The sequence below is a fragment of the Kiloniella majae genome (genome assembly GCF_002118315.1).
Classification (GTDB): domain Bacteria; phylum Pseudomonadota; class Alphaproteobacteria; order Kiloniellales; family Kiloniellaceae; genus Kiloniella; species Kiloniella majae.
Genome location: NZ_MTSZ01000006.1, coordinates 119526 through 145762 on the forward strand (window position 1 = coordinate 119526; position 26237 = coordinate 145762).

At 43.2% G+C, this 26237-nt stretch carries 16 protein-coding genes and 2 tRNA genes; 9 read left to right on the plus strand and 9 right to left on the minus strand.

Annotated features, from left to right (window positions below; all coding sequences use genetic code 11):
* The first annotated feature begins 150 nt into the window (after positions 1 to 150).
* Complete coding sequence (locus BKB51_RS16350) at positions 151 to 750, plus strand: YceI family protein (RefSeq protein ID WP_158090259.1); 600 nt, start codon at positions 151 to 153, stop codon at positions 748 to 750.
* Positions 751 to 772: 22 nt separating this feature from the next.
* On the plus strand, positions 773 to 1387 hold the full coding sequence (locus BKB51_RS16355; protein ID WP_085902193.1) for a YceI family protein: 615 nt from the start codon (positions 773 to 775) through the stop codon (positions 1385 to 1387).
* A gap of 71 nt (positions 1388 to 1458) precedes the next feature.
* Here the strand turns inward: BKB51_RS16355 and BKB51_RS16360 are convergent.
* The 8 genes from BKB51_RS16360 to BKB51_RS16395 all read right to left on the minus strand — a co-directional run bounded on the left by BKB51_RS16360 (position 1459) and on the right by BKB51_RS16395 (position 9478).
* Positions 1459 to 1534 (minus strand) — tRNA-Glu (locus BKB51_RS16360).
* Positions 1535 to 1831: 297 nt separating this feature from the next.
* A tRNA-Glu gene (locus BKB51_RS16365) sits at positions 1832 to 1907 on the minus strand.
* A 91-nt stretch (positions 1908 to 1998) separates the two neighbouring features.
* The gene (locus BKB51_RS16370; RefSeq protein ID WP_085902194.1) at positions 1999 to 2790 is read right to left on the minus strand and encodes a DUF1194 domain-containing protein; all 792 of its coding nucleotides are present in this window, start codon (positions 2788 to 2790) and stop codon (positions 1999 to 2001) included.
* A gap of 9 nt (positions 2791 to 2799) precedes the next feature.
* Positions 2800 to 4590 (minus strand): single-stranded-DNA-specific exonuclease RecJ, encoded by a 1791-nt coding sequence (recJ, locus tag BKB51_RS16375; RefSeq protein ID WP_085902195.1) that lies wholly within the window; start codon positions 4588 to 4590, stop codon positions 2800 to 2802.
* Positions 4591 to 4723: 133 nt separating this feature from the next.
* Positions 4724 to 5692, minus strand: a complete 969-nt coding sequence (gene glpX / locus BKB51_RS16380; protein WP_085902196.1) for a class II fructose-bisphosphatase — start codon at positions 5690 to 5692, stop codon at positions 4724 to 4726.
* Between the two features lie 62 nt (positions 5693 to 5754).
* Entirely contained in the window at positions 5755 to 7044 is a 1290-nt protein-coding gene (locus tag BKB51_RS16385; protein ID WP_085902197.1) for a homoserine dehydrogenase, read from the minus strand.
* A 3-nt stretch (positions 7045 to 7047) separates the two neighbouring features.
* Positions 7048 to 8259 carry an LL-diaminopimelate aminotransferase gene (locus tag BKB51_RS16390; RefSeq protein ID WP_085902198.1) on the minus strand — a complete coding sequence of 404 codons (1212 nt, stop codon included), beginning with the start codon at positions 8257 to 8259 and terminating at the stop codon, positions 7048 to 7050.
* A 190-nt stretch (positions 8260 to 8449) separates the two neighbouring features.
* On the minus strand, positions 8450 to 9478 hold the full coding sequence (locus BKB51_RS16395; protein WP_158090260.1) for an OmpA family protein: 1029 nt from the start codon (positions 9476 to 9478) through the stop codon (positions 8450 to 8452).
* 226 nt (positions 9479 to 9704) lie between these two features.
* Between BKB51_RS16395 and BKB51_RS16400 the strand changes: the two genes are divergently transcribed.
* The 7 genes from BKB51_RS16400 (at position 9705) to BKB51_RS16430 (ending at position 25426) form a co-directional block, all read left to right on the plus strand.
* Positions 9705 to 11552, plus strand: coding sequence for a PHA/PHB synthase family protein (locus BKB51_RS16400; RefSeq protein WP_085902200.1), 1848 nt, complete (start codon positions 9705 to 9707; stop codon positions 11550 to 11552).
* A 162-nt stretch (positions 11553 to 11714) separates the two neighbouring features.
* The gene (locus tag BKB51_RS16405) at positions 11715 to 13151 is read left to right on the plus strand and encodes an efflux transporter outer membrane subunit (RefSeq protein WP_158090261.1); all 1437 of its coding nucleotides are present in this window, start codon (positions 11715 to 11717) and stop codon (positions 13149 to 13151) included.
* A complete protein-coding gene (locus tag BKB51_RS16410) occupies positions 13151 to 14410 on the plus strand; it encodes an efflux RND transporter periplasmic adaptor subunit (protein WP_085902202.1) in 1260 nt (419 codons plus the stop codon). Before BKB51_RS16405 ends, BKB51_RS16410 begins: the two co-directional genes overlap by 1 nt.
* Positions 14403 to 17588, plus strand: a complete 3186-nt coding sequence (locus BKB51_RS16415) for an efflux RND transporter permease subunit (RefSeq protein ID WP_085902203.1) — start codon at positions 14403 to 14405, stop codon at positions 17586 to 17588. The genes BKB51_RS16410 and BKB51_RS16415 overlap by 8 nt, the downstream gene beginning before the upstream one ends.
* On the plus strand, positions 17585 to 18244 hold the full coding sequence (locus tag BKB51_RS16420) for a response regulator transcription factor (protein ID WP_085902204.1): 660 nt from the start codon (positions 17585 to 17587) through the stop codon (positions 18242 to 18244). The genes BKB51_RS16415 and BKB51_RS16420 overlap by 4 nt, the downstream gene beginning before the upstream one ends.
* Positions 18241 to 19659: a sensor histidine kinase gene (locus tag BKB51_RS16425; protein ID WP_085902205.1), complete on the plus strand. Its 1419-nt coding sequence runs from the start codon at positions 18241 to 18243 to the stop codon at positions 19657 to 19659. The genes BKB51_RS16420 and BKB51_RS16425 overlap by 4 nt, the downstream gene beginning before the upstream one ends.
* A 289-nt stretch (positions 19660 to 19948) precedes the next feature.
* A complete protein-coding gene (locus tag BKB51_RS16430; RefSeq protein WP_085902206.1) occupies positions 19949 to 25426 on the plus strand; it encodes a DUF5801 repeats-in-toxin domain-containing protein in 5478 nt (1825 codons plus the stop codon).
* A 107-nt stretch (positions 25427 to 25533) separates the two neighbouring features.
* Here BKB51_RS16430 and BKB51_RS16435 read toward each other — a convergent pair whose 3' ends face one another.
* A complete protein-coding gene (locus BKB51_RS16435; RefSeq protein ID WP_085902207.1) occupies positions 25534 to 26079 on the minus strand; it encodes a gamma carbonic anhydrase family protein in 546 nt (181 codons plus the stop codon).
* Positions 26080 to 26237: the final 158 nt, after the last annotated feature.

Consider the following 26237-nt stretch of genomic DNA (forward strand, 5'->3'; position numbering starts at 1 on the left):
CAAGCAGAACCTATTCAATAATCTATATCACTAAATAGGTAACTTCCTCTCACAAAGCCTTGATAATACTTTTTCTGATAAATTTTCTTCTTATTTTCCAGATAAGACATCATGATATATTTTTTATTTAAGCTATATTATTGGATTGCCATGCTGAGTTTTAAGGTTTCGAGTAATTTTTTTGTTAAACAGCTTTTCCTGTTTTTCTTTGCGTATATAAGCTCCTTTCCTTTTGCCACAGATGCTTTTTCAGCGCCGTCATGGCTGCTTGATCAAGAGGCCAGTAAACTGGGGTTTCTTGCTGTTCAATCCGGACGCGATGTTGAAGGTTTCTTTGAAGAGTATCAAGCTTCGATAAGTTTTCATCCCGACGACCTTACAACAAGTTATATCCGTGTTATCGTTGAGATTGCATCCCTTTCAACACAATCTATTGATAGGGATAAGGTCATTAAATCGGCTGCTTTTCTGGATAGTGTTTCATATCCGAAAGCTCTTTTCGAGACGTCAAAGATTATAAAAATGGGCAATGATTATCAAGCTGTTGGAACGTTGAATCTGCATGGCATAACAAAGAAAATTATCCTGCCTTTTAAGGCACAAGTAATTTCGAATAAATTGTTAGCGTCGGGTGTTGTTTCTGTATCGCGGCTTGATTTTAACATTGGTTCTGGCCAATGGTTAGAGACAAATGTCGTTGGAGATGAGGTTCGAATTATCTTTTCGATAGAGGGGAAAAGCGAACAGTGAAGAGATCCCCGGGAAGCTTTTTATGAATATGACGACTGTCACGGAACGAAAGTCACTTAAAAAAAGTACGCTGTGTTTCATATTGGCTTTTTGCTTGGTCGTTGTAGTTCCGGGACAAGCGATGGCTACGGAAAATTATTATGTCTTTGATAGTGTAAATACAAAAATTGACTTTGGCTTGAGAGTCTTAGGGCTGAAAAAAATTACGGGCGAGTTTGGAAAGATCAAGGGAAAAGCGATTATAAGCCGTGATAATCAAAGGCAGAACTTTATTAATATTACAATCTCATCTGACTCTGTTCGTAACGATAGTACTTATATTGAGAGGCGGATGAAGAGTGATGACTTCCTTAATACTACAGTATTTCCAACCATAAACTTTCAAAGCAATAGCTTTGAATGGACTGCACAGGATGACATTGTAATCATTGGTCCCCTTACCCTTCATGGAATTACAAAAGAAATTAAATGGGTGGCCAGGATGGTAAACTCTAGAGAGCTCTCTCAGGAACAGTCGTTTTATCGTGTGAATGCAGTGATTAGCAGATCAGATTTTGGCATGACGAAAGGGCTACCGTTTATATCTGATAAAATTACGCTGAACATAGAGATACAAGCATCTCTACCTCAGGGATAATCTTATATTTAAATTTGTCAAAAAAACGCTCAGGAATCAAAAAAGCCGCTTAGAAGCGGCTTTGAGCCGAATGGCGACCCCTACGGGATTCGAACCCGTGTTGCCGCCGTGAAAGGGCGGTGTCCTAGGCCTCTAGACGAAGGGGTCATCTTTCGGTGAGCAAGTAATTACCGATTTCAGAGACCCTTGGCAAGCACCTTTTTCATATAAAGTTCGTTTTTTTAATTTTTCTTTGAAAAACTCTAAAAAAGATCGATTCTAGATTTAATTTCAGCAGGATAGATGTCTTGATGTCGCCGCGAATCAATTGAAACCATTCCTCCCCTCTTCATTTAATATAACGAATCGTTTTGTCAGAATGCGAGAGTTAGGGGAAGCATATATAAATGGGAAATCTATAACCCAGGAATCAAAAAAGCCGCTTTAAAGCGGCTTTGAACCGAATGGCGACCCCTACGGGATTCGAACCCGTGTTGCCGCCGTGAAAGGGCGGTGTCCTAGGCCTCTAGACGAAGGGGTCATCTTTCGGTGAGCAAGGATTTACCGATTTCAGAGACCCTTGGCAAGTAGGTATTTTCGATTCTGTGGTTTTTTTTCAAATTAGCTTTTGTTTATTGGCTCGCCAGCTTGATTTCATTGGCTTTTTGCGCGACGGGCACGCCCCCAATTTCTTTGATCAACTTTTCTTTCATCGCAGCACCAAAGTCTTCATAGGTCGTTGCAGTTTGAACAAAGGCCCCTGTGCCCCCAATAACAAACTTTTCATAGTACCTATCAATAAAGGGATCTTCATTGTTGATGGTCAAACCATTAATCACAATGCCCTGTGTTGTGGATTGATTGCGAACAAGTTCCGGTGGAGCGCCCTGATTGGATCGTCCGTCCCCGGAAATATCGATAACTTTACGTGCGCCTATGAAAGGGTTGATTTCCATTTGGCGCGTTGAATAGGTAATTGCCCCGCCAATAGAAGTACCACCGCCAAAAATATATCTCGGGGTTTCATCTACAATGTCAGCAAATTGTGCAGCGCTTTCCTGATCACGTATCAAGAACCAATCTACTGCTACCTTTTGAAGTAGATTGTTTGCCCACTGGATAACAGCAACTGCCACGCCACGATCCCCGGCAACGGCAATGGCCTGCACGACAGAGGGATCGCGAAAAGCCTGCGCAATCCCCCGCATCTGTAGATCAAATTCCTGTGCGGAAACGCTTGTAGAGGCATCAACAGCCAAAACAAGTTCCAAGTCAACATGAACGCCTTCTTGTGCAAAGGCTTCGTTTTTTTGGATGAAGGCAGATGTGATGAAAACGGTTAAAAAAAAGGCAGAAACTACTCTGCCTAAGGAATAAAAATAATTAAAAGAATAGCGTCTGTAAGAAAAAAACGACTGTTTCATTTTGTTATCTTACCCGTTTATTGGTGCGGCGTCTTCTATAATTATTTGTACACCATCTGGTCCGGACCAGGTATCACGTTTTAGTTTACCGCAGACATGAATGGGCATCCCCCCCGTATTCAAAAGCAGTTGTCCCAATTCGTTATCAAGAGATCGAAAGGCTATGCCCTTGATCGTTCGTCCATCAGAACCGCTTAAAATACATCTGACGTGGCTTTCCCCAACGAGGCCGGGGCGTAGAACGCGTACCGAGGGGAACACGAACCTTGGTTGAGGATTACCAACACCAAAGGGACCACATGAATCCAGCAAGTCGATAAGATCCGTACTGGCGCCACCTGGTTGAAGTGCGCCGTCTATACCGATGCTTGGGGTAAAGGAAACTTCGGACAAAGCTTTTGAGAGGCGTTCTGATAAGAAGCCGCACAGTTGTTGATAGTTTTCTTGGCGAACTGTTAAACCTGCTGCCATGGCATGCCCTCCGCCGTTTTCTAACAAGCCGGCCTGCCGTGCGGCAATGATTGCAGCCCCAAGGTCAACACCGGGAACTGAACGACCAGATCCTTTGCCAATCCCTTGTTCATCAAAGGCGATAACAAGAGACGGCATGTTGTAGCGATCTTTGAGGCGGCTAGCGACAATACCAATAACACCGGGATGCCATCCCTCACCTGACGCAATGGCAATGCCTTTTAGCTCCGTTTCGTCCCCGATTGTTCCTAATGCCTGATCCAGAACATCTGTTTCGATGGTTTTGCGCTCTGAATTGTATTCTTCCAGTTTTGATGCGATTTTTAACGCTTCGTCTGCATTTTCTGTGGAAAGTAATTTCGCACCGAGCCATGATTGACCAACACGCCCGCCCGCATTTACACGGGGACCTAGTGTGTAGCCGAGATGCCCGCTGTCAGGTTTCTCTGATAGCTTGGCCACATCTGATAGTGCAACAATGCCGGGGTTATGACGTTTTGCCAGAACTTTAACGCCCTGACTGACGTAAGCCCTGTTCAGTCCAGATAGAGGAACAACATCACAAACCGTTCCCAAAGCGACAAGGTCCAGAAGCGACATAAGACTAGGCTCTTTGATGTTTTGCTGGCTGAGCCATCCTGATTCTCTCAGACGTCGGTTTAAGGCAACAAGAACAAGAAAAACCACACCCACGGCGGCCAGAGATCCGTATTCGCGGGTTTCGTCCTGTCGGTTTGGATTAACCACGGCAACAGCGGGTGGTAACAACGCTTCAGCTTCATGATGATCGATGATAAGAACATCAAGGCCCGCTTGCTTAGCACCTTCAAGAGCTTCAAACGCTGATGTGCCACAATCAACTGTGATAACAAGTGAGCATCCCTGCTGTTGCAAATTTAACAATGCAGGAAGATTTGGACCGTAACCTTCACTTACTCTATCTGGAATGTGTACGGCAATTTCAACACCAATTGCATTAAAGTAACGTATGAGAAGTGCAGAGGAAGTTGCTCCATCTACATCATAATCTCCAAAAACAGCAATTTTTTCTTTTTGTTCCAGCGCCTTGAGAAGTCGTTCTGTTGTATCGTCCATTCCCTTTAGAACGGATGGGTCTGGTAGCCAATCTTTTAGAGTTGGTTTCAAGAATGCTTCGGCTGTATCCAGTGTGACCCCACGGGCGGCCAGCAACCTGCCGATAATTTCAGGTAAACCGAGACGCTGACTGAGGGCAAGAGCAGAACGGTGATCCTTTAAACGTTCTTCCCAACGCTTGCCTGTAATCGAGCTTTCAATACCCAAAAAAGTATCTCGTTCTTCACCCTGCATAATAATGAACCGACCAATTAAAAGTGTTTAAGAAAATAAAGACTGCCTAGGTACTTAGCCTACCGGGCTTCCTATAAAAAACAAGAGGCGCCACATTGGGCGCCTCTTTTATTTCTGGTATTTGGGTAAAGGATTATACACCCAGATTGTCATACCATGTTTTGCGGTAGAAGTTGTGAGTTGCATCAACAACACGGGATGTGCCAGTTTTAGAACGCATGACAATAGACTGTGTCGTAGCACCGCCTTGGTAACGGCGTACACCGCGAAGAAGGCTGCCATCTGTTACGCCAGTTGCAACAAACATAACATCACCTTTGGCAAGTTCATTGATTTCGTATTTACGGTCAAGATCTTCGATACCCCAGCGGCGGGCACGGGCAACTTCATCGTCGTTTCTAAAGAGTAAGCGGCCCTGGAACTGACCACCAGTGCAACGAAGAGCTGCTGCAGCAAGAACACCTTCTGGTGCACCACCTGCCCCCATGAACAGATCAATACCACTATCAAAACGGCTGGTTGCCAAAGCACCAGCTACATCGCCATCACCAATAAGAACGATACGGGCACCGCATTCGCGAACCTGTGCGATTTTTTCTTCGTGACGCGGGCGATCCATAATACAAACAACCAGGTCACTAATGTCGGTTTTCTTTGCTTTTGCAAGACTGGACAGGTTGTTTACGACAGTTTCATCAAGATCAACAACGCCTTCTGGAAGCCCGGCACCAACGGCAATCTTGTCCATATAGGTATCCGGTGCATTCAGGAAATTTCCTGATTCAGCCATGGCAATAACGCACATTGCGTTTGGACCACCTTTGGCGGTGAGTGTCGTGCCTTCCAAGGGATCCAGCGCAATATCAATGCCAGGACCGCCCTTTCCAACTTTTTCACCGATATAAAGCATTGGCGCTTCATCACGTTCGCCTTCGCCGATAACAACGGTTCCGTCAATGGCCAAGCCGTTTAAGGCGTCGCGCATTGCATTCACAGCAGCTTGGTCAGCTGCTTTTTCGTCTCCGCGTCCCATAAGGCGGGAAGAAGCCAATGCGGCAGCTTCTGTGACACGTACGGTCTCTAGGGCCAGGTTGCGTTCCATATCTTTGTCCTCTGACTTTGATATCGTTCAATAGTGAACGGTTATTGCTTTCAGATCGTTCTTTAAAGGGAAACGATCCGGATCATATTTGGTTTTTCAAGTACGCAATCTAGTTGCGAGATTTTTTCAAGGGATCGGCTCATTGCTGTTTCCACCGTTGCCTGTGTTGTAATCACAAGCGGAACTGATTTCCCGGGGTTGGATTCATGCTGAATGAGTGACTTTACAGAAATATCTTCGTCCTTGAGGATATTTGATATGTCTGCAATTACGCCTGGACGATCTTCGACCTGTAAACGCAGGTAATAGGAACCTTCGCGTTTTTCTACGGGCTGCGCGATTGGTTTTTCAAGCGCGTTTGCCGGAACACCGAAAGTTGGCAAAATAGTCCCGCGGGCAATATCGACAAGATCGGCCACGACGGCAGAAGCTGTGGGGCCGCCGCCTGCTCCTGCACCTTCGAACATTGTTGTCCCAACGTGGTTTCCGTTACAGACGACTGCGTTCAAAACACCTTCTACAGAGGCAATTGGCTGGTCTTTGGCAACCATGCACGGGTGAACACGTTGATCGATACCATGTTCTGTCTTGCGGGCAATACCAAGAAGCTTGATCCGATATCCGAGCTCTTCTGCATTAGCAATATCAAGTGCAGAAATATTTCTGATGCCCTCAATGTACACAGCATCAAAATCAACTTCAGTACCAAAAGATACTGAACTTAACAGCGATAGTTTATGCGCAGCATCAACGCCGTCGACGTCAAAACTAGGATCTGCCTCGGCATAGCCAAGTTCCTGTGCTTCAAAAAGAACTTCTTCGAAGTCGCGACCTGTTTCGCGCATATTCGTGAGGATAAAGTTACACGTGCCGTTGAGGATACCATACACAAGATCAAAAGAATTGGCCGCAAGCCCTTCGCGAAGGCCTTTAATAACTGGAATTCCACCTGCAACAGCTGCTTCATAGGCTAAAGCAACGCCGGCTTCTTCAGCCAACTTGGCAAGTTCTGTTCCGTGGTGTGCTAGCAGGGCTTTGTTCGCAGTAATAACATGACGCCCTTTGGCGATTGACACTTCGACGACTTCTTTTGCGATGCCCTCGGAACCGCCGATCAGTTCCATGAGAACGTCAGCATCACAGTTCTCGGCCATGTCCACTGCGTTATCATAGTAGGTCATGTTGCTCATATCAAAATCGCGATTTTTACGGCTGCGAGCTGATACTGCTACGATAGACATTTCACGTCCCGTGCGTTGGGATAGGACGTTAAGATTATCCTGAATAAGTTTGACGGTTCCAGTACCAACGGTACCTAAGCCGGCGATCGCAATCTTAAGGGGTTCACTCACGATTTATTTCCGCTTACTAATTTGTTCAAGAATACTGTCTTTTTTCTGCATCATGGCTTTTACATTTTTAACAGCCTGACGTGTACGTTGTTCGTTTTCTACGAGTCCCAACCTGACGTAACCTTCGCCATACTCGCCAAAACCGACACCGGGGGCAACCGCTACATTAGCATGTTCCAATAATAACTTGGAAAATTCCATTGATCCCAAGTGGGCAAATTCTTTCGGTAAGGGAGCCCAGGCAAACATTGTCGCGGGTGGACTTGGTATATCCCACCCTGCTGCACTGAGGCCTTTTATCAAGACGTCTCGACGACCACGATAGCGATCGCGCATTTCGCCAATACATTCCTGTGGGCCATTGAGGGCAGATACAGCAGCAACCTGAACAGGTGTGAAGGCACCATAGTCAACATAGGACTTAACCCGGGTCAGTGCCGCGACCAACTTTTTATTTCCTGAGCAGAATCCAACACGCCATCCAGCCATTGAGTATGTCTTACTCATGGACAGGAATTCTACGGCGATATCTTTTGCGCCGGGAACCTGAAGAATAGAAGGCGGTGGTGTATCGTTAAAATAAACCTCGGCATAAGCCAGGTCAGAAATGATATAAATCTCGTGCTTACGACAGAAATCAACGATCTCGGCATAAAAATCCAGATCTTTAACTTCGGCTGTGGGGTTTGACGGATAGTTCAGAATTATTGCCAGAGGTTTTGGAACGGAATGTCGAACAGCAATTTCCAGCTGCTCCATGATATTCCCGCCCTGTGTCATTGGCATGGATCTGATGGCAGCACCAGCGATAATAAATCCAAAGGCATGGATCGGATAGCTTGGGTTTGGTGCCAGAATGATATCACCCGGACTGGTAATGGCCTGTGCCAAATTGGCTAGACCTTCTTTTGAGCCTAGTGTGACAATGGTTTCTGTCTCTGGGTCAATATCAACACCAAAACGTCTATCATAGTAAGCAGATATTGCTTTCCGTAAGCCGGGAATGCCGCGGGATGTAGAATACCCATGCACTCTGGGGTTTTGAACAACTTCCGTTAGCTTATCAATAACGTGTTGTGGCGGGGGCTGGTCGGGATTTCCCATACCAAAATCGATAATATCCCTTTTCGCCGCTCGCGCCGCTGCTTTCAATGCATTAACTTCAGCAAATACATAAGGCGGCAAACGTTTTATACGGTGAAATTCCTGGTCCATTCTCAACTCGAAATTGTTGGGTTGTCTCTATTTAGCCAGAGAAAGAAGGATATTTCTTTCTGTTCTGACCAAGGTGATTAGCCCCTATAAAAAAGGCCACGAAGCAGATAGCAGAATACCAGCTCCGTGACCAATGTTTTATGCGTTTTTATTCAGAGAAATGTATCAAATATTTCTCTGAATAATGTGCTTAGTTTACATATATTTCTACACGTCTATTTCCTGCCTCACCCGTTGGCATGAACTCGTGGAAAACAGGGTTACTGTCAGAGCGTGCGTCTGTAAGGATTTGACGTGCGGGAACGCCAGAGTTTTGTAGGGCGCGCGTGACGGCCTCGGCACGGCGTCCAGAAATTTCATAGTTAACCTGTTGATGACGTAATGCGTCTGTTAACTGTGTTCTGGAACTTGAATGACCAAGAACGGTAATAGCCCCACCACGTTGTCCGTACAATGCAGCGACATCACGAATAACCTGAATGTCTTGATTATTCAGATTTGATGAACCGTGCGAGAAGTAAATGACAGCAACGAGTTGCCCGCCAGCTTGTGCTGCGTAAGGTGAGCCGTATGCGGCCTGGCCAGTGTAAGACTGACTGTAGCCTTGTTGCGCATAGGGAGAGCCCCAGCTTGGTGTATTATATTGTGGTCCGGTGTACTGGGTTTGTGCATAAGCAGGTGCGCCGTTTGGAAAAGCGGGCGGCAAAGCGGCACCTTGTGATGAAATAACCGTTGTTTGTGATGTTGCGCCAGTCGTGGCTTGGGGCGATGCAGGAACTGTGCTTGGAACAACAGGTGCCGGTGCTGCTGGTACAGACTGTGGTGTTGTTTGTGCAACAGAAGGTGCTTGCGGTACAGAAGGTGGTGGAGCTGCTGGAACCAGCGTGGATCTGGCCGTTAATGGCTGATCACTATATTCTGCGTTGTTACGATCTGCGACGAGACCTTCAGCAACCTGAGTTCTGTAATCGCCTGATGTTGTCTGCGGGGATTCGCCAGGCACGCTTGAAAGATTCGGAAATCCTTCGGCAGGTACGACATTTTCAGCGTTAGTTACCTGTGTTGGCTGTTCCGGTTCGTCACTTTCAAACCAAGCAACCGGGTTCGCCCAATCAGGTGTTGAAGAGCAGGCTGCAAGTACCAGAGGAAGCACAAGTGCTCCTAAAATGCGACCCTTACCCCCAAAGCGGTATACACTACGTTTTTTCAACTCAGGCATATAATTGTCCTTGGCCATAACTAGAGACCGTTCCCCCATGCAACTGTCAAATAAATCGATACACATACATCAAAATTACAACTGACTAGATGTACATAGCAACGAAATTGACCTCACTTGTTGTTCTTTGCGCTTCCAGCTGTAACAATGGGTGTATAACATTGAAAGAGCTACAAGGCGATATACTATTCTATAAAAAGACTAAACAGATCATAGGGAAGGCTGGATGGTCGATCAACACCCCGAGGGAATAAAGCTACCTGACCCCGCAGAAATTTCTGAAACAATGACAGCAATTTCTGAAAAATCTCAGGCAATGATTGAACGCTTTTTAATGAAACAAAGCGGACAAACGCTAGATAATGAGCCCGATCCAATGCGGATTGGCAAGGCATTCTGGCAATTGTCTCAACAATTCTGGTCTGATCCTGAAAAAGCAATCAAGCTGCAAACTGACTTATGGCAGGGATATAATTCACTCTGGCTGGAAGCATCGAATAATTTCTTTAACCCGGAAGATCAACTTGGGAAAAATAAATCAAACGCTGCGAAAGAATCGTCTTCAGAACAATCGGTTCAGCGTAAGAAAAAGAAAAAAGGTGATCGGCGTTTTCAGGATGAAGCTTGGGAAGAAAATCCATTTTTCAACTTTCTTAAACAGTCTTATCTTTTAACGGCGAATACGATTCACAGTTCTGTTAAGGATGTTGACGGCCTGAGCGAGACCGATGCGCGCAAGGTAGATTTCTATACGAAACAGTTTCTGGATGCGCTTTCTCCAAGTAATTTTTTGATGACAAATCCTCAGATTTTGAGAGCCACGGCAGAATCTGGAGGCAAAAATTTGTTACAGGGGTTGGAAAATCTAATTTCTGATCTGGAAAAAGGCCGTATTAAAATGACGGACGAAGATGCTTTTGCTCTGGGCGAAAACATCGCAACGTCAGAAGGTAGTGTTATATACGAGAATGAGCTTATGCAGCTTATTCAATACGCGCCAACGACAGAGAAAGTTTATTCTCGTCCCCTTATGATTATTCCTCCCTGGATCAATAAATTCTACATTCTGGATCTTAAAGCTAAAAACTCTTTCGTGAAGTGGGCCGTGGAACAGGGCTTTACAGTTTTCATGATTTCCTGGGTGAACCCGGATGAGAGTTTGGCTCATTACTCGTTTGAAAATTATATGCTCCGTGGTCCCCTCGCCGCCCTTGATGCCATTGAAAAAGCAACAGGATCGAAAGACGTTAATGCTATTGGGTATTGTTTGGGTGGCACTTTACTGGCATCGACCCTGGCATATATGGCGGAAAAGAAAGACAAGCGTATAAAGAGTGGTACGTTCTTTGTCACCATGACTGACTTTGCCGAAGCGGGTGAGCTTAGAGTTTTCATTGACGAAGAACAGATGGAAGTTCTTGAAAAGAAAATGTCTGATCGAGGGTATCTCGATGGGGCTGAAATGGGCACAACCTTTAATATGTTGCGGGCAAATGACCTTATCTGGTCTTTTGTTGTAAATAACTATTTGCTTGGTAAAACGCCTTTTCCTTTTGATCTGCTCTATTGGAATTCCGATACGACGAGAATGCCCGCAAAGATGCATTCTTTTTATCTTCGAAACATGTATCTGGATAATAAGCTGGTAGAACCTGGCGGAATTACATTAGACGGCGTGCCGATTGATTTAAGTAAAATAGATGTTCCAAGCTTCATGATTTCTGCAAAGGAAGATCACATAGCCCCGTGGAAATCCACCTATGCCAATACGAAACATTTTTCAGGCGAAAAAGAGTTCGTGCTGGCTGCGTCTGGGCATATTGCCGGTATTATCAATCCTCCTGCTGCTGAAAAGTATTCTCACTGGGTTAATTCGGACACCCCCGATGATCCTGATCAGTGGTTTGAGGCTGCAAAAGAACACCCGGGATCGTGGTGGCCTCATTGGGCAAAATGGGCGCAGAAGAAAAGCGGAAAACTTGTCCCTGCCCGAACTCCTAGTGAGGGTATGTCTAAAGATAAAGCTTTAAAGATAATCGAACCTGCCCCGGGGCGTTATGTAAAATCCCGATAAGGTAGATGAATATCTTTTCTAACTATTGCCTAAAGTCTCTGACAAAACGCTGATTTAATAGCTGGTTGCTATTGTCAGCGTTTTGTCAGGCTCGGGTCTTATCTTAGGCCTATGTGCTGGCTTATATTATCTAAAACTAACCTTCCCCGAGTTGTTGCGGCAATGAGTTTCATTGCTGTGCAAGGGTGTGTCATTTCAACAGATCTTCCTGATTATAAAGCGACGTTGCCAAAGGTCGCTGATCAGTGGTCTTCCCAGGAAACATCTAATGTTGATAAGAACACTGTTTTTGAAGTTTCCCAAACATGGTTTACGCCAGATTTCCATCAGAAAGTTAGTGAATTTATTGTTGAGGGAATAAAGAATAACCTGGAACTAAAATCGGCCAGAGCACGCTTAGAACAGCAAATTGCTCAGTATAACGCAGCCGAATCAGCCTTGTTCCCAACGATCGATTTATCCGGTGATGCCAGTAGAACAAAAAGCTCTTCAAAAGGTCTGAATGGCGAACGAATTAAAAGCTATGAGAACTCTTTTAAAGCCGAAGCAAGAATTTCTTGGGAAATAGATGTTTGGGGACGTTTAGAGGCCGAATCACAAGCCTCTTATAGCGCCCTGTTACAAAGGCAACGTGATGTTGAATTTGCTGAGTTGTCAGTTGCGACACGTATTGTGTTGCAATGGATTGAGCTTATTGCTCTGGCGCAACAGCTAGATATTTCTCGCCAAGAAAAGAGCAACTTGATTGAAGTGGTGGATCGAACACAGGATAGATACCAACAGGGAATTGGATCAATTTTAGATCTTCGTCTTGTGGAAACAGATCTTGCAAATGCAGATGCGACATTAACATCAAAACTTAATGAACAATTACAAGCTACTCGAAAATTGGAGTTAATTCTGGGGAGATATCCTTCCGGGAAAATTAAAAGCGCGAAAGAATTTCCAAAAATTGTAACCGATTTCTCTGCTGGTATTCCTTCTGATTTATTGGTTCATCGTCCTGATCTACTCGTTGCTGAACAGAAAATTATCGCCGCACATCACAATCTGAATGCGTCGGAAGCCAATCGATTGCCGAGATTATCCCTTACGCAAAGTACGAGCTATCAGAATAGAAAACTGAGTGATATTTTTGATCCCTACAGCCTTGTTGCATCTATCGCAGGTAACATTATTCAGCCTATTTATGATGGAGGTCAGCGCCGCGCTGTTATCGCGCAGAATAAGGCGGTTGAAGATGAGACAATTTCCGAATACGTGAACACAGCTTTGAAGGCTTTTGATGAGGTCGAAAATTATCTGGGAAATGAAATTCATCTCAAAAAACAAGAAGAAGAGTTAAGTCGTGCCGCTTTGATGGCAGAGCAAGGCCAAAATCTTTCACGTGAAAAATATTATAGCGGTTTGATTCCTATTCTGGATTTGTTGCAGGCACAGCAGAGATCTTTTGTAAGCAAATCCAGGCTTATTAATATTCAGAAACAAAGGCTTCTGTCTCGGGTAAATCTTTACCTGGCCCTTGGTGGACATAACACTCCGTTGCAAAAAAGTGTTCAATCTGATCCAGCGTTGTCAGAAGATAATAGGAATTTGTGATGACCTTCGATTTATCATTAAAGAAGACAACAATTTTGCTGTTAAAATTAATTTTTCCAGTTTTGCTTCTGACAGTATCAATATTCTTGACCTTGCTGGTCATTGAGGATGAAAAACCGATCGTAGCCGAGATATCAAAACAGCCGGAATTACCAAAATTATCGACCTACAATATCGTTGAGAAGCACACAAATTTTAACATCAAAACCCAAGGCGTTGTGCATCCACAGTTTGAAACGACTTTAACTACACAAGTTTCCGGCATTATTACAAAAACGGCAACTGACCTTAAGGTTGGTGATCGTTTTGTGAAGGGAGATTTCCTCTTTCAAATTGACCCACGCGATTATGAACTATCCCTGGCAACTGCTAAGGCTAATGTGGCTAGCGCAAAACAGAAACTGATCAAGGAACAAGCCGAATCAAAGCTCGCAAAATTAGAGTGGAAAAAATACGGTAAAGGATCTCCCTCACCTTTGACGTTGCGGATACCACAGTTAAACGAAGCAAAGGCCAATCTTGAGGCGGCAAAGTCAGAGCAAAAAAAAGCATTATTAGCGCTTTCACGGACGACAATTGTTGCACCTTATGACGGAACGATAAGAGAGAAATTCGCTGCTATGGGGCAGTATGTTTCTTCCGGAACGAATGTTGCCAAGTTTTTTTCTGACCGATTACTGGAAGTCAGATTGCCTGTAACGCGTCGTCAGTTAGATAGTCTCTCATACTCTTCAGAGAGTATTCATTCAACAGACATCGTTATAAGAGATCCACAGCGTAAAGATAATCGATATTGGACTGGTCAAGTTATTGGAATGGAAAAGGAAATTCAAAAACAAACAAATCAGTACATGCTGATTGCCAATGTTAGCTCTGAAGAAAGCTCTAATTTAGATCCATTGTTATCCGGTACCTTTGTTTTTGCCGAAATAAAGTCTGAATCAATATCGAATATGTACCGGATACCTGCGACTGCTCTTTATATGCGAGACAGTATCCTGGAAGTTGATCAGGATGATTTTGTTCGTCAGCGTAAAATCGATATCCATCACAAAGATGCGGGACAGGTATATTTTACGGCAGCTATCAAATTACCGACAAAAATTTTAACACAACCACCTGAAATTTTTGTCGAAGGCATGAAAATCAGAACGAACTCAAATGGCGCCGTAGGTAAATTACATTCTATCAAAAATTTAGCCATCAATAATCCTGATCTTGATAACAGCAATAATCAGGTGGTTTTGATCAATGAATAAAATACTTCATTGGTTTGTCAAAAACCCGGTTACCAGCAATCTGTTAATGGCCGTTATATTACTCGGGGGTGTTGTCGCCAGTTTTGACCTTAAAACACAAATATTTCCGCCTGCGAAACTAAACGCTGTCGATATAACAATCGAATACAGCGGTGCGACGCCTGAAATTATTGCCCGAAATATATCAGTTCCCGTGGAAAATACGCTCAAAAATATAGAGGGTATAAAAAACCTATACTCTTTTGCTGTTGAGGAAATCGGAACAACAACGGTCTTTTTTTATTCTGATGTGGATATTGATGAAAAAATCTCTGAAATTAAAAGAAAGATAGATGCCCTTGGCACGTTACCTAAAGGGATTGAACGCCCGCAAATAACCGAAACCAAAGATAAAGACCGTATTCTGGATATTGCAATTCATGGTAATGTTGATTTGGAAACCCTGACCCGTATTGGTGAGTTGGTTAAAAATAAACTCATTAGCGAAACCAGTGCGAGTGACGTAAAACTCTTTTCTGCGCCTAAACGTGAAATAGGCATAGAAATATCATCCGATGATTTAAAGCGCACGGGCCTTAGCCTAAAAGATATAGCCAATGCGATCTCTGTTGCTTCGGTAAATGTACCTGCTGGTTCTATAGGACACGGCAGTAATCAGATTTCTATTCGAGGTAATGAACGAGCGTATCACCCGGATGATTTTGAATACATTCCTGTTGTGAATAAAAAAACAGGTGAAAAAATTCTCTTGGGCGAAATAGCAGAAATAAAATTTGACCGTAAAGATGTGAATTTTATTAGCCGCTTTAACGGAGAAAATGCGTCTGGATTAGAGGTTTTTATTTCTGAAGGACAGGATCTTCTGGGCGTAAGGGATGAAATTGGACATAAAATTACTGAAATAAAAAACAGGTTGCCGCAAAATGTTGGTGTCACTATTTGGCTGGATGACAGCAAGGACATTGCTCAGCGTTTAACAATGTTGCTTGATAATGCCTTGGTAGGTATGTGCCTGGTTTTTGTGGTGCTGATCCTCTTTCTTAACCTAAAACTCGCATTTTGGGTTTGTACGGGTATTGTTATCTCCTTTACCGGGGGGATCTGGCTCCTCCCCGCGTTTGATATTTCTCTCAATCACCTATCGACTTTTGCTTTTTTATTGATCCTGGGTGTTGTTGTCGATGATGCAATTGTTGTTGGTGAAAGTGTTTACAACAGGCAGCAGAAAAATGGTCCGGGTGCAAAGTCAGCCTTTTTAGGGGTGAAAGATGTCTGGAAACCTGTTTTTCTTGGTGTACTCACGACCATTGCTGCTGCAGTTCCTGGTTTAATGTTCAAGAGTATTATCGGTAGTTTTCTTTTTGATATTTCTTTTATCATTGTTGCTGTTCTTTGCTTCTCACTCATAGAATCACTTCTGATCCTACCCTGCCATCTGGTTACATTTAAGCCAGGGATTGATGGTAAGTTTAGTCAGCTAATTAAAATGCCACGTAGAAAGTTTCAAAAAGGATTGCGTGTAGTTATCCTGAAACTTTATCGTCCTTTGGTTAAAAGAGCCGTTGTCTGGCGTTATTTTACCTTGTCGATCTTTTTGTCAATTGCGGTTTTATCCGCAGGATTAGTGATATCGGGTAAAGTTCCCATGCAGCTTTTCCCCAATATGGTCGAAGGGCAGATTATCTCGTCAATCTCTATGAACCGGGGAACAACGGCTGATGAAATGCACGACACAATGTTACAGCTTGAACAGTCTTTTGAGGCCGTACTTCCGGCAATAATATCCGATTTTGATTCTACACACGAAGATGATGTTTCATTATCAACACTCATAAAAAACAGAGCGTCATTTATAGCCGATAATGATATTTATATGTTGGTAGAACTTGATTCTGATGCCCTTAAAACGATCCCCATCGAAGAGATTGAAGCCAGATGGCAAAAGGAGCTCGGGGTCATTTCAAATGCAAAAAAGGTCAATTTTTCCTCAAGTGAAGATGGTGATGCCAATAGCATTTCATTGAAGGTTTTCGGGCAAAATTCAGACCAAATAACATTGCATGTTAATGCTTTGAAACAAAAGCTTCTTAGAACCAATGGGGTGTTTAATTTTACGGTTACGCAAGGAACGGAACAAAAAGAATTTCTCATTGATCTCTTACCTGAAGGGATGCGGTTTGGGGCAAATGTAAACAGCATCAGTAATCAACTCTCTGAAGCTTTTTATGGGACACGGGTCGATCGATTACCGGGGGTTATGGAAACCATGGACGTTAATTTACGTCTTCCGGACAGTGAACGTTTGTATGTCGAAAATATTGAAGACTTCCCTGTAAAAATCACGGATCAGGATGTTCTGGTTCCTTTTACAAGCATCGCAAAACTCAGGGATGCGAAAACACCGGGCTATATTGAACGTATTAACGGTCAGCAAATTGCAACAATCAATGTCAATTTTGATGAAGACCAGTGGACACGTTTCGAATTGTTGAATGTAATCAACGATCTTTATCTCGAAGATATACGTAGTGAATTTCCAAATTTTAGCTACAAACTGGATGGTGATGCTGAGGAAGAAGAAGAGTTTCTGTCAGAATCGTTCCGATTATATGTTATTTTCTTTTTTGTCATCTATGCGATTTTGGCGATTGGGAGTAATTCTTATCTGTTGCCTTTTATTATTTTAACGGCAGTTCCGTTTGGTCTGGTCGGTGCTATTCTGGGGCATAATCTCTTTGGATTAGAGATCAATGCCTTTTCAATAATGGGGGTTCTGGCTGCGGCAGGTGTCGTTATTAACGATAATCTGGTTCTCATTGACCAGATTAACAAGCTGAAGCAAAAGGGTGTGAAGAGTTCCATTGCTATTTTACATGGGAGTGTTTCACGATTTAGACCGATTGTGTTGACATCGCTGACAACATTTCTCGGACTGTTACCAATTTTGTTCGAGACAAGTTATCAGGCTCAATTTGTTATTCCCATGGCTATATCCCTAGCATTTGGCGTTATTCTCGCAACTTTTGTTACCTTGTTGTTAATCCCGTCTCTCTATGAAATCGGTCTTGATATCTCTCGAATTATCTCATTCTTTAGGAATGCTGTGAAAGATGATAAACCAAGATCACCGATCCAAATTCAGGTGTGCCAAACTCAGCGTGAGAAAGTTAAAGCATGAAAGTGTTACTTGTCGAAGATGATCCGCAACTGGGCGCAACACTGGAAAGAGCACTGCATCATGACGGAAGCGTGTGCGAATGGGTGAAATCAGCCGAGGATGCCTCTCTCGCATTGGATGTGAGCGTTTTTGACCTTATTATTCTTGATTGGATGTTGCCGGACCAACAAGGTATCGATTTTCTGAAAGAAGCACGGAACAAAGGTATTACATTGCCAGTTCTGATGTTAACAGCGCGAACGGCAACATCGGAAAAAATCGAAGGTTTGGATAGCGGCGCAGATGATTATCTGACAAAACCCTTTGATCTGGATGAACTTTTTGCACGACTTCGTTCTTTGGGGCGGCGTCGGGAAGTTCGGGCATCCAGTATAATTACCGTAGGTCAATTAAGCTTGTGTCCTGATCGACACGAAGTCAAACTGGATGACGCTGAAATTCAATTATCAAAAACCGAGTTTATTATTCTGAAAAAATTAATGGAAAATGCCGGGCGATATGTTTCTAAATCCCAATTGGAAGAATACGCCTATACTTGGGATAATTGCGTGACGCCGAATGCTATAGAAGCTCAAATATCAAGGCTGAGAAAACGTCTTGGGTCTGATATTATCTCTACCCTGCGTGGTGTGGGGTATAAGGTTGAAAGTGTATGACGTTTTTTTCCGTTAAAACACGACTTTATTTTTATACCTTATCAATAACATCGCTGACCTGGGCTCTTGTTTTTGCGACGGTTATCTTTGGCTTAAAGGGACTTGTTATTAGCTTGACCGAAGATGCGCTAGAAATCAGAAGCGAGATTTTGGCAAGTGCCCTGCCCTTAAGTTATTTTGATGAAAGTGATCCTGCTTTAACAAGGTGGTTGGAACAAATTTCTCAAAAGCCACCAGGCTTTGTTGATGCCGGGATTGCTTCAGATAGCAGCTATCAAATTTGGTATAACGGCGAAGTTATTATCAAATCCTATATCAGTCCAACGATGCCTGAACCAACCAATGAAGGGGCTGGTTCTTTTTTTGATCATGTGCAGGATGATGACATTGTCTGGTTGACTCATGCGACAAAAATTGAGGGGAAAGATGCTTGGGCTGTCGCAACGGAAGATATGGAACTGGCTTTCGAGGGCATTATTCCCTTCTCCCTGGTTATCTTTATTTTTATAGGTGAAAATTTTCCTTATGTTTTTGTCATTCTTCCCCTGAGTTTTTTTGGACTTTTCTTTGGAATTAAAAAAGGTATCGCGCCAATTATTGAAATTTCAGACACAATTGAAACGAGAGTAGATAAAGATATAACTCTTATTAAGTTAAAGAAAAATCCATTAGAAATCAGATCATTAATTGACGAAATTAATTTGTGTTATGAAGTAATTCGACGAAATGAAACTGAGCTTAATACCTCCCTTGAAAGCGAAAAAAAGTTTACGGCGAACGCGGCACATGAACTTCTTACGCCTTTGGCTGCAATTAAATCAGAAGCACAGTTAAGAGAACGTCAAACAAGTGACCCTGTTCAAAAAGAAGGCCTAGCAGCCATTTCTATCAGGGTTGATCGGGCAACACATACCGTTGAACAGCTAGTTACCCTTGCACGACTTGATCCGAAAACTGCACAAGAGAAGCTGAAGGACGTTAACCTGTGTCGTATTATTCAAAATGTTTCTGCAGAGCTGGGTAATAAAATAAACGAGAAAGATATTGATTTCAGAGTATCCCTATCCGATCCGTGTAATTTAAAGGGACTTGCGTCTGCAATGAGTGTCTTGTGCCGTAATTTGATAGATAATGCTGTTCGGTATTGTTCAGAAAATGGCGTGGTATCTATTGAGGTCTTTTCTGATACTTCAAATCTCACCCTACGTATCAAAAACACTGGACGTCCGATACCTGAGTACATGAGAGATTATATCTTTGATCGATTTGTTCGTGGCGCCGGGGAAGAGGAAACAGGCTCTGGCCTTGGCATGTCGATTGTCAAACGTGTTGCCGAAATCCATCGGGCTGAAGTGTTGTTAAGCGACCCAGAGGATATGACTGGGGTTCAGGTGGATGTTGTTTTCCCGATTTAGTCTAACTTAAAAATAACAACTTATTTATCCCGGACGTAAGGGGGGCAATGGTAATTTCATTGAGAGATATTTTGCTCAAAAAGTTTCACACTTTGGTGGGAATTATAAAGACACAACTTATCACGAATTATAACGAAGGGTTCAAACTTATATAAAAAAGTTTGAACCCTTTGGTTTTCTCCTACGACTGATTTCCAAGTTAATCGCGCTTGGGGGCAATTCAATCATTAAACCCTGAGACATTTTGGAAACATTTGCACATTTTTCACGTGCTAATCAGGGGATTTATATGACTGAAAATTACAGTGATCGAGCGACAGCGGATACTATTCATGCCGATACTATTGAAATCATTAACCAGTCAGAAGTTGTCCGAGGTGAATCTGTACAACAAGTTCTCGCTGGCCAGGCTTCTCAAGGTCCGATCAATATTCTGGAACCCACAAGAGGTGAAGTTAGATTAATTACGACCAATCAAGGCGACGTTTTTGATCTTCAATTTGAACCCAGCAGTGCCAGTTCAAGCATTCAGGAAAATGATTTTATTCTTGAATTTGATACCAATTCTGATGGCACGTCTGATGCGCAGTTGGTGTTCAGAAACCTTGTCACACAGGCAAATACGGATAATAGTCCAACATTGATTATTGGTGGTGTCGAAGTATCAGCTGATCAGCTTTTATCCAGAATTGTTGCGCTATCTGAGGGAGAGGCAACACTCGAGACAGCTGCAGGTGCTGATAGCGATGTTTCTGGCGGCGGAAACAATCTTTATAGCGATAACCTCGGGAACATTATTGATCTGTTGATTGCACAGGGGGTTATTGATCCCACTGAACTATCTTTTGGACTTTTCAGTACCATTGACGAGAATACCGACCCTGCTCGGGGATCTTTTTCCTTAAGCTTTAATACACCCGGGTTTGAGTTGGTTGGCGGATTTGAAGATACTCTTCCCAATCAACATCTAATTGGTGGCGATGTGGGATTTGATGATAGCCCCTTCACACCGGGTGAAACAGAAGCTTTTCCTCTTCAATTGCTATTCAATTTCGTCCCCCAGGACAATGAAGTGCTTCAATCCGTTTCGATTGATCCCTTTCCAATTGATGTGAAATTGTTTGTTGGCGGGTTTACGCTGGCTAATGAAGTACCTGGACCATTCCCGGTTGTTATCGCATCTGAAAATTTTGATAAAGTATTCCTTTTGCCGCCTGCTGACAGCGATCAGGATTTTATCGTAGCTGGTTCCGCAACGATTGTTGATCCCGATACCAATCAGGCATCAGTAATTCCCTTCGCAGAAGAGGCAATTATTGATGCCGTGGCTGATGTGCCTGAAATGAAACTGAAACTAGAACATGAGGACCCTATTGTTCAGGCAGAAGAAAAAACAATTATCCTTCGATTGGAAGCTGCCTTAAGAGATATTGATGGTTCTGAAGCGCTTTCCCTTGAAATAACGGGTGTTCCTGAAGATTTTACGCCGTTGGGCGGTGGACTACCGAATGGATGGGAACTCGTGCCTGAAGACCCGGTAGATGGCTTTGTAAAATACAATGTCGTTTATACAGGTAATGGCCCTGCCCCAACGAGTATTTCAGGTTCAATCAGTTTTGCTTATAATGATTATACGACCCATAACGCAAGTTCAGGTGCTGGTCGAGATGCAGATGGTACGGCTAATAACGATGGTCCGTTGCACATTACAGTCAGTGCCATTGCAACAGAGCTTGAAACAGATCTTGGAACAGATGAATTAACACTGGAAAACAACGTTGCCGTTGCCAGCGATACAGTCATTCTTCATATCCATGAAGATGTTCCTACCATCGAAAAAACAGTCAAAATCTGGGTTGACGAAACTGCCGGCGATCAAGGCGGTGCGGAATGGCATGTAACAAATAATGTTGCAGGGGTCGCAGATGCCATTGATGCTGTGGATAGTGCCCTTAATACTGATGGATTAATCGTCGATCGAGACAACGCGTTGACGCAAGGCTTTGTCAAAAAAAATGCAGCTGTAAATCTCTATAGTGATGGGAAAGACGACGAAGTTGATTTGTCGGATGTAAATCCGGATAACAATAATGATCTGGGTGGGCCGCAAAACAATACCGATGATCAAGAGGGAATAGAGTTTGTTACCTATTCGGGTGATCCTGCTGTAAGTGATGGTCCTGCGAACCATATGCATACAACGGGCGGGGACCCAATTTACCTCTATTCTTCAAGTGAAAATCCGTGTGTGGTTTATGGTGTTTTTGGGGATGATGCAGCCAATAATCTCGATGGATCTACAGTAGCTTTTATTGCTTATATTACAAGTGACTTGAACAATGGTCTAAACGCTGTCGAAGTTTATCTGGAACAGTTTGTTTCATTAGATCATCCTAATCCATGGATTGATTTTGAACACATTCGTCTGGATCTCGAATTTGTCGTTGTTGACGATGAGGGCGATGTCAGTGATCCTGGCACACTAAACCTTTATTTTGCAGACGATGGTCCATTTGTCGAAGTGGAAAATAATGTCGATGCAAATGGTAGTTCGCTCGGTGTTTCGTTCCCGAATATGGACGAAACTTTATACGACGTACCCGGTGATTTAAACGCAACTGACGATAATGTCGTCCCTAACATTTTTTCAGACCCTACTGGAGTTCATCCTATTGGGCGTATTTCAACCCTGGAAGATACTGGGATATTAGGGGGCCTGTTCAATATTAACGTCAATGTTGGCGCAGATGAAGAAGGCGCAACTGTTGAGCATATTTTCGAACTGACACTGGGCGGTTTGACAGAGGATTTGGTTGGTGACCCGACGTTGGCCAAAGGCATCGAAACCATGCTTTCTGTCACTCAGGGCACGAGCGGACCAGATTATGAGGGGACGACAATTTTCCTCTTCCTGGAAAATGGACAAATTGTCGGACGGTTTGATCAATTCGCAGATCAAGATGATATTCTTGAAGGTATCGCATTCCGTATCTTTATGGATGATGTGAACGATCTTGAGAATGCAGACTTAATCTTGGAGCAGTACATGGCACTGGATCATCTGGATACAACAGATACAGACGAAGTGCTTGCTCTTTTAACCAAAGATGATATCGACGTTGGTTTGAAGCTCACGGTAAAAGTAACCGATGGCGATGATGATACAGCCGAAAGCAGTGCAGAAATTCTGTTGTTTGATGATAAAACCAGCGTCTTTACGATTGAGGATGATACGCCACGTTTTACACCTGTTCTAAATGAGGAACTCATTACCAATGGAAGTTTTGAAACAAACCCGTTGAATGGAAATGGTTGGGGTACCTTTGATGCCATTGAGGGATGGAGCAATGGATCTGGCAATCAGTTTGAAGTCCAAAAAGGCAACATTGGCGGTCTACCCCCGAAAGAAGGTAGCAGTAAAATTGAACTTGACGGTCATAATGGACCAGACAGTAACGCTACATTGCAACAAACAGTCGATGGTACAAATGTTGGTGAAGATTATGTTCTAACCTTCTGGTACGCCCCTCGCCCTAATGATGGACAATCTGACAGTAGTAGTTTCAAGGTTCTTTGGGATGATCAAGAGGTTATCGTCAAGAATTCTTCCAATGTTAGTAGTGGTTGGCAAAAGGTCACCGTCGTGGTGGCTGGTACAGGCGAGCCGACCAATCTGACATTCCTTGGTACAGGACAGGAAAACACGCTTGGTGCTTACATTGATGGTGTCAGTCTGATGGCTGCACATGTGGTTGATGAGGATGATTTACCAAATGGCAGTGACCCAGAAAAAGAAAGCTTGGTTGTTTCTGGTGATTTGAACGTTAATTTTGGAACCGATGAGGCAGGATCAGTTTATCTATCGGATGAACAGCTTGCCGATTTACTTCAACTGGGATTGAAATCCGGTGGTGTTGATCTGGATGATTACAGTTTTGATGCCAACACAGGTGTTTTGACTGCTAGCGCGAATGGGGAAGCTGTCTTTACCATTGGCTTTAACTCAGAGGAAGGTACTTTTGAGTTTACCTTGATCAAAGCTTTGGATCATGCCGATATCGCTGGTGAAAACATTTTATCTCTTTCCATCCCATTCACCGCAACGGATGGCGATGATGATCCTGTTGAAGGGTTCATTGATCTTAAAGTTGTTGATGATATTCCTGCGGCAGTTGACGATGAAGATCATGTTCTGATGCAGGATGGTGAAACCCATTACAATATAGCGTTTGCTTTGGATGAAAGCGGAAGCATTAATGAAGAAGAATGGGAGTTGCAAAAAGATGCCGTCAAGAATGCTGCTAAACAGTATTTTGATAATGGCGTTACCAAAGTATCTATATTCACATTCTCAGCAGATGCAGAATTTGACGGAATTTTTGACAACTACTCGGACTTTGAAGATTTCATCGATTCGCTTGCTGATGAGAACGGGTCAACAGATTATGTTGACGCTCTGAATGTTATCCAGAGCGATTTTAATATTGATCCGAATGCGATCAATCGGATTTATTTCTTGAGTGATGGCGACCCCTTTGGCAATGGAAATACACCTTCTGATCAGCAATATGATGATTGGAATACGTATCTAACCGATAACAATATCGATGTCGTTGGTATCGGAATTGGCAATGATCTTAACCATATACTGAAAGTAGATGATGGACAGGGTGAAGATGCTCCTATTCTGATTAACAGTTTTGATGACCTTAATGCTGCTCTGGTTGATAATCAACAAGATGGAGGTAATGCAAATGGTAATCTTTTCGACAATGATCTTATAAGTGCAGATGAACCTCTGATCATTACTGACATTATTTATAACGGTCAGACTTATACGGATGATAATGATGATGGTCAGGAAGATGATAACATCATAACTATTCTAACTGAGAAAGATGCAAAGCTAGAAGTCAACACATTGACCGGTGAATACCTCTACAACGTTGAAGTTTTTACAGAAGCATTCACAGAAAGCTTTGTGTATACGGTTCAAGACTTTGATGGCGATACGTCGCAGGCTGTATTGAATATTGCTGGTAAAACCTGGATTGCTTCTGATGATAAAATCATCACCAATATTACTGATGAGATAGTCATTCCCGATAGTGTTCTATTAGAGAATGATGGATTGAAATCGGGTCATGAAATTACCAATGCAGATAATGCACAAGGTGGTGATGTTAATCACGACGACCAGTCGGAAAGTATTTTGTTTTCTCTGGATGATTCCGGTGACTTGCCCTCTTTTGAGTATGAAGTGACAAACGACGGTCAGACAGAAAGTGCGTCCGTTAAGATTATGGTCCAGGAAGGCACCAATCTGATGGGATCAAATCAGAACGACATTATTATTGCGGGTGATGGCAATGATACCCTTACTGGCAATGCCGGAGATGATATTCTCATCGGTGGTGAAGGCAGTGATATTTTTGTCTTCACAACAGAAGACCTTGGGTTTGATAATATCATAACGGATTTTAATCCGAATGAAGGTGACAGGATTGATCTTACAGATATATTCGAAAATGCTCCTTTGGGGAATGGGTTAGAAAATGATGATCTAGCCGCACTTTTGAATGATTATTTGGATGTCAGTTATGATGGCAGTGATACCTTGATCAAAGTCGATCCTGACCAGTTTGGTGAAGGAATGGAAGCAACGGCTTCAATCGCACTGGAAGGAATTGATTTACTGAATGGCTATGCAGATAGTCAGGAACTGGTTAACTCTTTGCTGGATAATGATAATTTGATTGTTCAATAGGATCTATTTTGCAGCCTAACACCTACAGGTTCTTGTCGGTGTAGTTTTTGGCAACACATAGCGAAAGCTACTCTCCATTTAATTATCACGAGTAACCCATTTAATTATCACGAGTAGCTTTCGCTTAGTTTTATATAGTTTGCTGCGGAGTATTTTATTTCTTCGAGTTCTGCTGGTTTTAAATCACGGAATTTTTTTGCGGGTGAACCGGACCAGAGTTCGCCTGTTGGCACAACTTTACCCGGGGTAACCAACGCCCCGGCAGCAACCATGGCATTCGTCTCTACAATAGCTTTGTCCATGACGACGGACCTCATGCCGATAAAGGCATCATCCTCTATTTCACAAGCATGCAACAACGCCATGTGACCGACAGTAACACCACTGCCGATGCGGGTTGGAATACCGCCACCTGTTTCTCTGTAATCGCCCCCGGTTCGGTCGTGGTTGACGTGTATGATTGTTCCATCTTGTATATTGGCGTTTTCCCCAATGGTAATGGAATTGACATCACCACGCAGAACGCAATTGTACCAAATGGACGTCCCTGCCCCGATTTCAACATCTCCAATGATAACTGCGTTTTCTGCAATGAATGCATCCTTGGAAATTCTTGGGGATATGCCGCGGTAGGATTTTATAATGCCAGACACGTTATTTTTCGCTTTCTCTAGAGACGTTTGAGTAAAATATTTAGTTAACAAAAACAAAAAAGTGCGATATAAAAAAAATTCTTTGTCTCATCTTTACCATTTTTAAATCACCTGGAAACCATATATAAGTTCACGTGATGAAGTTTTTACCTTTTCTG